This is a genomic window from Geofilum rhodophaeum (assembly GCF_002210225.1).
Classification (GTDB): Bacteria; Bacteroidota; Bacteroidia; order Bacteroidales; family Marinilabiliaceae; genus Geofilum; species Geofilum rhodophaeum.
The window spans coordinates 1-12,345 of the sequence record NZ_MWUJ01000016.1; the positions used below are offsets into that span (position 1 = coordinate 1).

Here is a 12,345-nt window from a genome sequence, read left to right on the forward strand (position 1 = left end):
CAGCGCAGAATTACTGCATCAAGCGAAAAGAACAGGTATTTTCTGAAGCCATTAAATCACACCACGCCCTTCAAAAACTTCGACGCAAAAATAAAATCATTCAGCACCTGATTGTCGCTCTTCAACACCTCCGCACTCGAACCCTCCCAGTACTTCTTGCCCTCATAAATAAACACTATATGCTCCCCAATCCCCAACACCGAATTCATATCGTGCGTATTAATGATCGTCGTCATATTGTACTCCTTCGTAATCTCCTGAATCAACTCATCAATAACAATCGCCGTTTTCGGATCCAGTCCCGAATTCGGCTCATCACAAAACAAATAACGTGGATTCAAGGCAATAGCCCGGGCAATAGCCACCCGCTTCTGCATCCCCCCGCTGATTTCCGAAGGAAAAAGATGATTCACATTGTCCAGGTTCACCCGCTTGAGACAAAAATTCGCGCGCTCCCGCTTCTCCTCCAGACTCTGATCGGTAAACATATCTAAAGGAAATCGTACATTTTCCTCCACCGTCATCGAATCAAAAAGCGCCGAACCCTGAAAAAGCATTCCAATTTCCTTGCGAATTTCAATGCGCTCCAACTTCGACATCCCGGTGAAGTTGCGATCGTCGTACACCACCGAACCCGAATCGGCCTCATGCAGACCGACCAGTGTCTTCAAAAAAACGGTTTTTCCAGAACCACTCTGACCGATAATCAAATTGGTGAAACCCGTCTGAAAGGAAGCACTCACATCTTTCAGCACCTCCTTGTCTTCAAACGATTTTATAATGTTCCTTGCTTCTATCATGCCAGCATAAGTTGAGTAAGAATCAAATTAAAGAGCAGGATTTGAATGCTGCTCACCACGACCGCCTTGGTGCTGCTTTGCCCAACCTCCAGAGAACCTCCCTTGGTATAATAACCCCAGTAGCCCGCAATACTGGAAATCAGAAAAGCAAAAACCAGCGACTTTATCAGGGCATACACAATGTAAAAGGGCACGAAGGCGTATTGCAGACCCTCAATAAAATCGACCGACGACACCACGCCGGACATTACCCCGGCCAGCCAGCCCCCAAAAATGCCCACGCCCATACTCACAATCACCAAAAAGGGCATCATTAACATCAATCCCACAATTTTCGGCAACACCAAAAAGCCCACCGAATTAATGCCCATTACATCCAGCACATCAATCTGCTCCGTAACCCGCATGGTGCCAATCTGAGAGGCAATGTGCGAGCCCACTTTCCCGGCCAGAATCAGGGAGACCATGGTGCTGGAAAACTCGAGCAACATAGTGTCCCTGGCGCCAACACCCAGGGTATAACTCGGTATAAAGGGCAGCTCTAGATTGTAAGCCAGTTGCAGCGTAATAACCGCACCCATAAAAAATGAAATAATGGCCACGATCCCCACAGAACTCAGACCCAATATGTCCATTTCTTTAAGTACCTGACCAGCAAAAACCCTGTGCTTAACGGGACGTCTAAAGCTGTCACGTACAAAAAGGGCATAGCGCCCCAAATGAAAAAGAAAATTCATGCCGCTAACTTTTAAGGGGTAAAAATACCAAAGCTCAACCCAATTATTACTAATTTCGGGGAGTATTTGCGCAAAAAAAACAATAAAGATGGAAAACAACACCTATTGTGTGATTATGGCCGGCGGCGTAGGCAGTCGCTTTTGGCCACTCAGTAAAAGCTCTACCCCCAAACAGTTTCTCGATATTCTGGGCACCGGCAAAAGTTTGCTCCGGCAAACTTTCGAACGCTTCACGGCCCTCTGTCCCAACGAGAATTTTCTGGTGGTGACCAGTGCGGAGTATGCCGACAAAGTGCTGGAGCAGATCCCGGAAATTAAAGCAGAACAAGTGCTCAAGGAACCCTTCCGGAGAAACACTGCGCCCTGCATTGCCTATGCCAACAGCTGGATTCGTACACGCAATCCCAAGGCGCGCATTGTTGTGACCCCGGCCGACCACCTCATTATGAATGAGGAGGTGTTCCGGACCAATATTTTAAGCGGACTCGATTTTGTTTCGGCCCATGAGGCACTGTTGACGCTGGGTATTAAGCCCCACCGACCCGAAACGGGCTACGGCTACATCCAGGTAGGGGCTAAGGCCGAAAATGCAGCAGAGACCTTCAATAAGGTAAAAACTTTTACCGAAAAACCCAACGCCGAACTGGCCAAGGTGTTTTTCGAAAGTGGCGAATTCTTCTGGAACAGCGGCATCTTTATCTGGACCCTGAAAGCCATCGATGAAGCCTTTGCCAGTCACCTCTCCGAAGTACAGAACCTTTTTGTAAAACTGGATTCTGCCATTGGTACAGCCCAGGAAGAAAAAGCCCTCAACGACACCTACATCGACTGTAAAAATATTTCCATTGACTACGGCGTAATGGAAAAAGCCGAAAATGTATTTGTGCAAACCGTCAGTTTTGGCTGGAGCGATTTGGGCACCTGGTCGTCGCTCTACGAATACTCCCCCCAGGATAAAAACAACAATGCCGTTATCAGTGGCCAGGTACTCCTCTACGATACCAACGACAGTATTGTGAATATGCCGGCCGACAAGGTAGCAGTGATTCAGGGGCTCGACAACTATATTGTTGTGGATTCGGGCGATGCCCTGTTGATTTGCCCCAAGGACAACGAACAACAAATTCGTCAGTTCACCACCGACATTAAGGCCGAATTTGGCGACAAGGCGCTTTAAACCGTCCCGAACGCACACAAAAAAACCGGAAAGCGAGAACGCTTTCCGGTTTTTTTATGGTTTACAACCTGAGAAAACAAGCGGGTTTAGAACTCCCACAAATCGTGCTCAAAGTTGAAAATTTCTTCCTTAATGCGCTCAGACTCCAACATCGCCTCAACACCTACGGCGTAAGACTCAATGGGGCGGTCCTGATACATATTAGTTTCCTGAACAATGTAACTGCCAAAGAAACGCTTGATAAAAATGTCGTCAAAGGAACGACGTTGTGCATCGTTGGTCGAATTGAACACCTCATGGCGAGCCAGAAGGTCACGAGCTTCCGCATAATTGATCCAGAAAGTCTGACGCTTCTGAATTTCACCAGCTTCGTTGGTGTACTCACGAATGGGACAAATACCAATGATACGTACATCCATACGCGAATAATTACGGTCGAAAAACCAAACCTCCTTGACCATGATCTGCTTGACTTCCTCGATACGGGCATCGCGGGTGGCCACAATCTCTTCCTCTTCACCGGTATCGGGGTTGATGACCAGAGTGACTTCATCGGTGGCACCCATGGCCTCGTTAACCTGGGCATAGCTGATCTCTACCTTGAACTCATCGTCCGCATTCGAATAGGCGGGTAAGCCATGGTATTGTACACCTTCCATCAGCACGCTTACCAGGTTCATCCGGTCTTCTTTCTGCTGAATGGGATAATACATGGGCAAATTGATCTTCTCACGCAAATCGATGATGCGCCATACCCGCTTCGACCAGAGAATATCGGCTTCGCGCAGCGAAGGATAAGGTACTGGCCTGCGGTTTTGCATGTGCTCCTTCTCAAAAATATTGTCCAGCGGCGCACCATCTTCCTCCTGAGCTAAAGCGCCAGAGAAACCAAAGGCCACAAGCATAAATAAAACAACAAATTGCTTTCTCATAGTTGTATGATTTTCTTCTTTAACAATTTTAATTTTAATCAACAGTCAGGATAATGGATCCCAGTGAACGACGACGACCATCGGGTCCCACAGCCTGAATATCCTGAATGTACACACGCTGTCCGCGTACCGTTCCTCGCAACAGCTCTTTCTGCTCGTCGGTAAAGAGGTTGCTGTTCGATTTGGCATCGACAACATATCCCCCACGAATGGTCGCCACGGTAAATTCTGTTACCTTAAATTGCAGGTCAAATTCAAAATTCTCCATGTCCGCCACAATACCCATCTGCGCCAACAATATATTACGACCAATGGCTCCTTCACGCTGATTGTTGACCTTAGCCACCGGATCGGGTACCCGACGAATCCTGAAATTCTGTCTTCCCAGCACCCTGGTATTGCCATTAACATCGGCCGAGACCGAAATGGTAACTTCCTTACCGGAGGATCCGTTGGCCGGACGTACGATGTAATCGCTGCCCCTACGCAACAACTGACCGCTGGAGATCCTGGGTATGATACTTTCACTGGGTATTCCAGGCACAGAAATCGAAACCGGATTGTCCACGCCCTCGTAAAACACATTCATTTTGGTGGGCGAAATAACCACGCTGGGTGCAGAAACAATGTACTTTCCTGAGACCGACTCTGAGCGTAAGGTCCCATCGGGGTTTTTAATCTGGATGGTACCGGTCCACTCTTCCTCACCTAAGCGGTTGGCCGGTATTTTTAATATTCCCTTGCCATGAACCGTTTCAAGCACCTTCCCTTCCACTGTAACAACAGGCGGCTGAGTGGTATCGCTGGCGGCCATCATGATTTCCGCATAGTACTCGTCGCCTTGAATAACGTAATCTGAACGGGGAATGACCAAAGGCTCAATTTTATTGAACTTAAAAGATCCCTCGTCTACCTTGGTATAAAGGTAGCGTACCACATCGGACTCCATATTGCGGACATCGGTCTGTATCTGGCTCAGCAAGGCCATAGAAGCGGCCAGGGGCAGGTGTTCAAACTTCTCACTCTGCCAGCTTTTCTGAACGCCGTCCTCCACCGGAGGATCTTCGGTGGACAGCATGATATTAATGTTGTTGGACAAGGCAGAGTCGGCAGGATCTACATACGACAACAACAAATCACGATAGTCCTTAATCATTCGCTTCAACTCGTGACTGCGCTCCTGCCCCTTTTCCGTAATCATAATCTGAGGAGCTATGTCCTGATTACTCACCGAAGGATAATTATCGGGAGTGAACTCAGGTCCGTCAGCTGTGGTTACAAACAATTGCTTGAGCGAATCGATGTGATTTACCAATTCATCGGCCTTATCTCTAAGCACCAAACTTTTTTGGTAATTATCTCCGACCTTTTTCTTGTTGGTTTCAAAGGCCATGGCGAAATCCGAATACAGGAATTCGTTCTTGGCTTCCACCGTTTCCTTAGCCTGCTTGATGCTTCGATCAACCAGTATAAAGGCATTTAATAATTCACCCGAAACGTTGAGGGCAAGCATGGCAGTGAGGAAGAGATACATCATCCCTATCATCTTTTGCCGCGGCGTTTCAGGACAGTTACCACCAGACATATGCGCTTATTCTTTTAGTTCTGCTTGTTCGGTTTACTTACCTCCGCCTACACTCATCGCGCTCAACATGTTACCATAAATGGTATTGAGTTCTCCCAGGGTTTTGGATAAGGCGGCCACTTCTTGCTTGTAGCTTTCGGTATCGGCCACAGACTGGTTGAGATGAGAACTGATTTCTCCCAGGCTGCCGGTCAGATTTTTGGAAGCTTCGAGCTGGGTGTTGAGACCCGACAACTGCAATTCGTAAGCCGAATTGATGGCCGACAATTTGTCGTTGGCAGCCGAGAGCCCTTCGGTATACTTTTGTCCATCGGCGGCAATCTTCTCGACCTGCTGCCCCATAGAAGCACCCAGGTTCTGGTACGATTGTACCAACTGCTCACCGGAAGCTTTAATACTCTCTACGAAACCGGCACCGGTTTGCGACAAATCCTCAGAAAATTTTTGTCCGCTGTCGGCCACCACCTTAGCGGTACTCACATAACTGCTGGCCAGGGCTTCGGCCGACTGGCCCAATTGCCCCTGAACGCTGGCCAGATTACCGACGCTGTCGGAAGCCGCCTTCATGGTATGCAAGTAGGCTTCGGTAGCCATACTGGCCTCGCTCAAGCCGGACAGGTTATTGGCCGATGCGGTCAGCTTTTTGATGCCTTCGCTGAGTTGCTCCACGGTGGAGACATCCAAATGACCACTCTGAACCAGGGCAGCCAATTCGCTGCCGCCTCCGCCTCCGCCACCACCTCGTTCGCGGGGCTCCAATCCAACCAGCTCGGGATAAACCAGACTCCAGTCGGGCATCTCATGTGGCGGCTCAAAGGCCGAAAGAAAAAATATTAAGGCTTCTGTTCCCAAACCTGCAATCAACATAGCCGATGCACCGGGAAGGTGAAGGATTTTCCACAAGGCACCAAGGATTACTACTGCGGCTCCAATCCCGTAAACCTTGCTCATTACCTTCTTATAGGCGGGACTCTCAAAAAAACTGCTTCCACTCATTGCTTTGATATTTTAGGTAGCGCTAAATTTAAGGTTGTTAGTTTCCAATGTAATCACGGATGCAACGGAAACCAATGTATGATTTGCTTGAATCGTCGTACTCATAGGTACGGGTGCTGTTTTGAAGGAAAAAAGCTACATCCTTCCAGGAGCCCCCACGAATAACCTTGCGCTTCATCACATGGTGATCACCGGGCAGGGCATTGTATTTGTAGGTGGGACTCATATCGTGCATAAAGGTGTACGAGGATTCGTCAAAAGCACTGCTGGTCCACTCCGCAACGTTACCGGCCATGTCGTACAAGCCGAAATCGTTGGGTGCAAACGAACCTACAGTCATGGTGCGCAAGCCGCCATCGTCGGCATATCGTCCGCGCAAAGGCTTAAAGTTGGCCAGGAAACATCCCTGATCGTTGCGGGTGTACAAGCCGCCCCAGGGATAAAGATTCTGATCCAGACCGCCACGGGCTGCATACTCCCATTCTGCTTCATTGGGCAAACGATAGTTCTGCACTTCGGGTTGACCTTTGGAACGCAGGAAGTTGTTCATCAGCTGCGTACGCCATACGGCAAAAGCTGAGGCTTGCTTCCAGCTTACACCCACCACAGGATATTCATCGAAACCAGGATGCCAGAAATATTTCTCGGTCATGGGCTCATTGAACGAATAGGTGAAGTCGGCAATCCACACAAGCGTATCGGGATAAACGTTTACGCGGTCCTTCATGATGAAGGCCGAACGATCGGTAGCCTGTACGCGTTCTCCAAACTGATTGTACACTTCGCCGTCGTACGAATTGGTTTCATAGTTGTAGCGATTGGTCTTTTGGGCCGCTTGTTGCAGGTCTACCCACTCGTAGTCGTAATTCAACTTGCGGGTATCGATTTCCTTGCGACGGAAGAAACGCTCATTTTCCGGCAGGAAAATATCATTCAGAATTTCGGCGTATTCTTCATTGTCCCACTCGATGCGCACATCCCAATTCAAATAGGGCGGATCAATAATATTGCCATAGCGGTCCTCAGAGATAAAAAACTCTTCAAAGGAGTCGCCCAACATTCTGCGGGCAATACTGTCGCGGACCCAATATACAAACTGCCGATATTCGGTGTTGGTAATCTCCGTTTCATCCATCCAGAAAGAAGGAATTGAAACAGTACGGGTCTGTGTGGTCATGGTACCAGCCATGTCCTGATCGTTCAGGCCCATATTGAAACTACCCTGGGGAATGTACAACATTCCGAAGGGATCGGGCTCATAAAACGAAGCGCGTCGCGGTACCCCGACAAGCTCACCATTGCTGGATTGTCCGCATCCGCTTAAAATGGTGAGTAAAACCATACAAAGGGCAAGTACTTTCTTCATAGTTTTCGGATATTCTATATAATAACTGCTACTTTTTACAAAAATCGAACACTCTTATATCTCATGTTTCTCTTACTCAGTGACAAATCAAAAGTGTAACCCAACATCAATTCATGGCTGCCTCCACTTCCGGCTCTTCCCAATGCGGAGGTGGTAATGTTGTAACTGTAACCGGCACGTATTCCGCTGCCAATTTCCAATCCCGCCATCAACAACACCGCGTCTTGCAATCGCCAGCCCAAACCTGCCCAATACTTATCTCTGAACAAGGCCAGCAAGTTAACATCAAACTGCCAGCTGGGCCCACTGTTCTTTATCAGGACGGACGGTCGCCATTCTACCGGCGCTTCCTCCATCTGGTGAACATAACCCGCGCTGAAAAAAAAAGAACGTGGGAGGTATACGGGCAATTGTTCTTTAAAGTTTGGTTTTGGTGCAAATAAATGCAAGACCGAAATACCGGCATGAAAGCGGGGGTGAACCCATGCAGCACCAAAGCCGATGTCGGCTGTGGTTCCGTTTTCTTCCTCACTAAAGATGGCCGGATCATTGGGATTGTGGTATTCGCTTTCTCCCGGAGCCACCACAACTTTTCCGGCATCAAAAACCTGATTTACCAAACCCAGACTAAGTCCCCCACTAACTACACTCTCATCGAGTTCAAAGCGGCGCGAAAAAACGCCTGAAATTTGCAGGGTGTTGAAAAACCCGACCTCTTCATTAACCAAAACCAGTCCGACCCCTGCGGGACTTCCCAAAAGGAAGGTGGACATATCTGCTCCTACAACCGTTGCTGTGGGCGCTCCCTCAATGCCAACCCATTGTTGTCGGTTGGCTGCTGTTACATTGACCCTTCCACTGCTGCCGGCATAGCCGGGATTAAACACCAGGGGATTAAACATATTTTGACTAAACTGCGAATCGAATTGAGCAACAGCTTCTATTCTTGTGCAAAATAACGCAAAAAAAATAAAAGTTGCAGAAAAGATTCGACGAAAAACTAGGGCCATATACTAAATTTGAACAACTAAGGTTACAACTTAAGGTGCTTATCCCGCGCTACAGGCCTGCTTGACGAATTTCGTCTCTGCGCATCAAAAAACGCCACAAACGTTCGGGGAGTTCATTGCGCAGGGCCTGCCTGAAGTCACTTCTGCTGCAAGGCAAATAAAAGTCTTCGGCTTGGACTCCGGTCTGCATCCACCAGCGGTCGTTTTGCAGGTTACGCACAAAGCACAAGGGTTCATCCAATGCTTCCAGCGGAACCAGGTACTTTTTATAGCGACCGCTTTCCTCTTCGGGATAATCGGGCTGTCGGCCCAGGTACCCGTCGAAAAAATGCCAAACCACTTCTGCGCCAAGCAGGGCTTCGTTGGCCTGTCCTTCAGGAAGGGCAAACAAAGCGCTTACCGATAAACGCGGACTCATTCCTGCATACCAAAACATCCGACAGGCTTCGTGAGGCTCCAGCCCATTTGGGGCGACGGTTCCGGGGAACAGGGGCTGTCCTTTGACAACGCCCATATCCACACCCAAAAAATCGCTTCCACGCAAGACCACTTCCACTTCATCGAAACCCTTGCCTCTCAAATCTCCCAGACGCAGCAGATGGGCATACTCCTGGGTAAGGAAGGATTCTTGCCAGGGACTTACCAAGTAACGTTGCCAGCCTAAAATGCTCAGCTCGCCGAGCAATTTTGCTTCTTCCTGCAACAGGTAACTCAACCATCCCTGGGGCGACAAATCGGGTGCTCCAGGCTCCAAGTCGAAGCGATGATCAGCTACCGCCAGATTAACTCGCGGCTGCGTTTGAGCATCGGCCATCCCTTTCAAAACAGCCGGGGTGTAATCCTGACTGCCGCCCAGCAGCAAAACGACTTGTCCCCGCTTCCGAAACCAACTCAGGGCATCCCTAAGGGCCCGGTAACGGTCGTTGAGACTGCGCCCTTTCAGATTTCCGGCATCGCCCAGCCAAGCTGTCTGCTCAAAGCCCCTTAGGGCATACAAATGATAACGCAGCAGATCGGCCTGCTGATCCAGACCCAAAACCACAACCTTTATGCCTTCTAACCCAAACCAGTCGCTTGCTCCCTTAAAAAAAGCCACTTGCTGACCAAGTGCTTCTCCGGGAGCGAAACCCGAAAGTTTTGCGACCTGTCCCTTAAAGGGTTCAAAGTAATGTTGCAGCTCCACAAGCCTTTAGTCTTTCTTCTTTGCCTTAACTGTTTTCTTAGCCTTAACCGTTGTTGAGGCCTTTGTACTTGGTTTTTTGCCAGAGGCGGCCTTTTTTGGGGCGGCCTTCTTTGCTGCTGCTTTTTTGGGGGCCGCCTTTTTGGGGGCCGCTTCCACCAGCTTCATGCAATCTTCATAACTCAGTGCAGCGGCTTCGGTATCCTTGGGAATCTTGTAGTTACCCTTTTGATAACTGATGTAAGGTCCCCAGCGACCGTTCAAAATCTGCAGCTCCGGCTCTTCTTCAAACGTCTTTACAATTTTTTTATTGTCCCGCTCCCGCTTTTCTTCGATCAGCTCAATGGCCCGGGCCAAATCTATTTCCAGGGGATCGTCCACGTCCTTCTTGAGGGAGGCAAACTTGCCATCGTGCCGCACATAAGGTCCAAAACGCCCTATGCCCACAACCACTTTCTTGTCCTCATACAATCCCAAATCGCGGGGCAGCTCAAACAACTTGAGGGCCTCCTCCAGGGTGATGGTCTCCAAATGCTGCTCACGGGTAAGCGACGCAAAGGTGGGCTTGTCTTCTTCATCGTCGCCCTCACCCAGTTGGGCCATGGGACCGTAACGACCGATGCGCACCAAGACCGGCTTGCCGGTCTTGGGATCGGTGCCCAAGCGCCGCTCTCCGGTGTTGCGCTCCGATTTTTCGAGGGTTTCTTCCACCTGTTGGTGAAAGGGCTTGTAAAATCCGGCGATGGCCTGGTTCCACACCAACTCACCGGCCGCAATATTGTCGAATTCCTTTTCTACTTCAGCGGTAAAGTCGTAGCTGAAAATATTGGGGAAGTATTTCAAAAGAAAATCGTTGACCACCATGCCGATGTCGGTCGGGAACAGCTTGGAACGCTCGGCGCCGGTATTCTCCGTGCGGGTTTCGCTCTTCACTTTTCCGCCGCTGAGCAACAAGGCCCGGTATTTCCTCGGGGTTCCGGGTCGGTCCTCCTTCACCACATAGCCCCTTTGTTGAATGGTGCTGATGGTAGGGGCAAAGGTGGAGGGGCGACCAATACCCAGCTCTTCGAGTTTGCGAACCAGACTGGCTTCGGTATAGCGTGGGGGCTTTTGTGTCCACCTTTCACGTGCCTCCAGCAAGTCGAGGCCCAGGGCGTCGCCCTTTTTCATGGCAGGCAAAAAGCCGGGTACTTCTTCCTCTTCCTTTTCCTGGTCGGTCGATTCTATGTAAACCTTCAAAAAACCGTCGAACTGAATGACTTCGCCGCTGGCCTGAAAGTAGTAGGGCGAGCCGCTTACGCCGATGTTGACGTTGGTCTTTTCGATTTGGGCATCGCTCATTTGCGAGGCGATGGTACGCTTATATATAAGGTCGTACAGTTTTTGTTCGGCCGCAGAGCCAGCTACCGAAGGCTTGTCGAGGTAGGTGGGACGAATGGCTTCGTGGGCCTCCTGCGCCCCTTTGCTCTTGGTCTTGTACTTACGCACCTTTACATATTCGGCCCCCATTTCGGAGGTAATCTGATCCACAGCCATGCTCACGGCAGTATCGGCCAGATTCACTGAGTCGGTACGCATGTAGGTGATTTTACCCGCCTCGTACAAGCGTTGGGCCACCGACATGGTTTGTCCCACCGAAAAGCCCAGCTTGCGCGAGGCCTCCTGCTGCAGGGTGGAAGTGGTAAAGGGGGCTGCGGGACTCTTGGTCAGGGGTTTGCGGGTGACCTGATCCACGATAAAGTCGGCCGAGGCGCAGGCTTCCAAAAAGGCCGAGGCTTCGGCCTCGGTCTTGAAGCGCTGATTGAGTTCGGCCCGGACTTCCTGCACCTTGCCGTCGTCCTGCTTCACCATAAAACGGGCGGTAACGCGAAAGGCCGATTCGGCATCGAAGCCAAAAATTTCGCGTTCGCGCTCGACCAACAAACGAACGGCGACCGATTGCACCCGGCCTGCCGATAGGGAAGGCTTGACTTTTTTCCACAAAACCGGCGACAGCTCAAAACCTACAAGTCGGTCGAGCACCCTGCGGGCCTGCTGGGCATCCACCAGGTGCTTGTCGATGTTGCGGGGCTTTGCAATGGCATTTAAAATGGCGGGCTTGGTGATTTCGTGAAATACGATGCGCCGCGTTTTGGCCGGCTCCAACTCCAAAACCTCGGCCAAGTGCCAGGCTATGGCCTCTCCCTCTCGGTCTTCATCGGAAGCGAGCCAGACGAGATCCGACTCCTTCACCAGCTTTTTCAATTCCTTGACCACCTCTTTTTTATCGGGCGATACGATGTACTGCGGCTCAAAGTTCTTGTCCACATCCACCCCGAAGTCCTTCTTGGCCAGGTCGCGTATGTGTCCAAAACTCGATTTTACCACAAAATTTTTTCCCAGAAATTTTTCGATGGTTTTCGCCTTGGCAGGCGACTCTACGATCACCAGGTTTTTTTCGTTCTCCTTCTGTTTTTCCGCCATGTGCTCTGCTCTCAGTTTTTGGTCCGGATGAGAAAGCATCCGGCCGGCAAATTTATAAAATAATGTGCAACAGAATCAAATGTTTAAGAACAACTTGAT

Annotated in this window: 10 protein-coding genes; 1 reads left to right on the forward strand and 9 read right to left on the reverse strand. The window is 49.9% G+C overall.

The window, feature by feature from the left end; all coding sequences use genetic code 11:
- Positions 1-56: 56 nt before the first annotated feature.
- Together B4W65_RS13120 and B4W65_RS13125 are read right to left on the reverse strand one after the other, a co-directional pair.
- Entirely contained in the window at positions 57-800 is a 744-nt protein-coding gene (locus B4W65_RS13120) for an ABC transporter ATP-binding protein (protein WP_088655625.1), read from the reverse strand.
- Positions 797-1,537, reverse strand: coding sequence for an MlaE family ABC transporter permease (locus B4W65_RS13125; RefSeq protein WP_088655626.1), 741 nt, complete (start codon positions 1,535-1,537; stop codon positions 797-799). Before B4W65_RS13125 ends, B4W65_RS13120 begins: the two co-directional genes overlap by 4 nt.
- Positions 1,538-1,625: 88 nt before the next feature.
- Between B4W65_RS13125 and B4W65_RS13130 the strand changes: the two genes are divergently transcribed.
- Complete coding sequence (locus B4W65_RS13130) at positions 1,626-2,714, forward strand: mannose-1-phosphate guanylyltransferase (RefSeq protein ID WP_088655627.1); 1,089 nt, start codon at positions 1,626-1,628, stop codon at positions 2,712-2,714.
- An 86-nt stretch (positions 2,715-2,800) separates the two neighbouring features.
- On the opposite strand, the gene porN is transcribed toward B4W65_RS13130, so the two are convergent.
- From porN to topA, 7 genes are read right to left on the reverse strand one after another with little or no spacing between them, the layout of a single operon-like run.
- Positions 2,801-3,646, reverse strand: a complete 846-nt coding sequence (gene porN, locus B4W65_RS13135) for a type IX secretion system ring subunit PorN/GldN (protein WP_088655628.1) — start codon at positions 3,644-3,646, stop codon at positions 2,801-2,803.
- Between the two features lie 34 nt (positions 3,647-3,680).
- Positions 3,681-5,231 (reverse strand): type IX secretion system motor protein PorM/GldM, encoded by a 1,551-nt coding sequence (porM, locus tag B4W65_RS13140; RefSeq protein WP_088655629.1) that lies wholly within the window; start codon positions 5,229-5,231, stop codon positions 3,681-3,683.
- A gap of 33 nt (positions 5,232-5,264) precedes the next feature.
- Positions 5,265-6,227 carry a type IX secretion system motor protein PorL/GldL gene (gene porL / locus B4W65_RS13145; protein WP_088655630.1) on the reverse strand — a complete coding sequence of 321 codons (963 nt, stop codon included), beginning with the start codon at positions 6,225-6,227 and terminating at the stop codon, positions 5,265-5,267.
- Positions 6,228-6,264: 37 nt separating this feature from the next.
- Positions 6,265-7,593: a T9SS ring complex lipoprotein PorK/GldK gene (gene porK / locus B4W65_RS13150; RefSeq protein WP_088655631.1), complete on the reverse strand. Its 1,329-nt coding sequence runs from the start codon at positions 7,591-7,593 to the stop codon at positions 6,265-6,267.
- A gap of 35 nt (positions 7,594-7,628) precedes the next feature.
- Positions 7,629-8,603, reverse strand: coding sequence for a PorP/SprF family type IX secretion system membrane protein (locus B4W65_RS13155; RefSeq protein WP_088655632.1), 975 nt, complete (start codon positions 8,601-8,603; stop codon positions 7,629-7,631).
- Positions 8,604-8,652: 49 nt separating this feature from the next.
- Positions 8,653-9,786: an arginase family protein gene (locus tag B4W65_RS13160; protein WP_088655633.1), complete on the reverse strand. Its 1,134-nt coding sequence runs from the start codon at positions 9,784-9,786 to the stop codon at positions 8,653-8,655.
- Positions 9,787-9,792: 6 nt separating this feature from the next.
- Positions 9,793-12,246, reverse strand: a complete 2,454-nt coding sequence (gene topA, locus B4W65_RS13165) for a type I DNA topoisomerase (protein ID WP_088655634.1) — start codon at positions 12,244-12,246, stop codon at positions 9,793-9,795.
- Positions 12,247-12,345 lie beyond the last annotated feature (99 nt).

Excerpts from the sequence above, each read along its gene's own strand:
- porK (WP_088655631.1), bottom strand. The coding sequence starts at position 7,593 with ATGAAGAAAGTACTTGCCCTTTGTATGGTTTTACTCACCATTTTAAGC.
- B4W65_RS13130 (WP_088655627.1), top strand. The coding sequence starts at position 1,626 with ATGGAAAACAACACCTATTGTGTGATTATGGCCGGCGGCGTAGGCAGT.
- porN (WP_088655628.1), bottom strand. The coding sequence starts at position 3,646 with ATGAGAAAGCAATTTGTTGTTTTATTTATGCTTGTGGCCTTTGGTTTC.
- topA (WP_088655634.1), bottom strand. The coding sequence starts at position 12,246 with ATGGCGGAAAAACAGAAGGAGAACGAAAAAAACCTGGTGATCGTAGAG.
- B4W65_RS13120 (WP_088655625.1), bottom strand. The coding sequence starts at position 800 with ATGATAGAAGCAAGGAACATTATAAAATCGTTTGAAGACAAGGAGGTG.
- B4W65_RS13155 (WP_088655632.1), bottom strand. The coding sequence starts at position 8,603 with ATGGCCCTAGTTTTTCGTCGAATCTTTTCTGCAACTTTTATTTTTTTT.
- porM (WP_088655629.1), bottom strand. The coding sequence starts at position 5,231 with ATGTCTGGTGGTAACTGTCCTGAAACGCCGCGGCAAAAGATGATAGGG.
- porL (WP_088655630.1), bottom strand. The coding sequence starts at position 6,227 with ATGAGTGGAAGCAGTTTTTTTGAGAGTCCCGCCTATAAGAAGGTAATG.
- B4W65_RS13125 (WP_088655626.1), bottom strand. The coding sequence starts at position 1,537 with ATGAATTTTCTTTTTCATTTGGGGCGCTATGCCCTTTTTGTACGTGAC.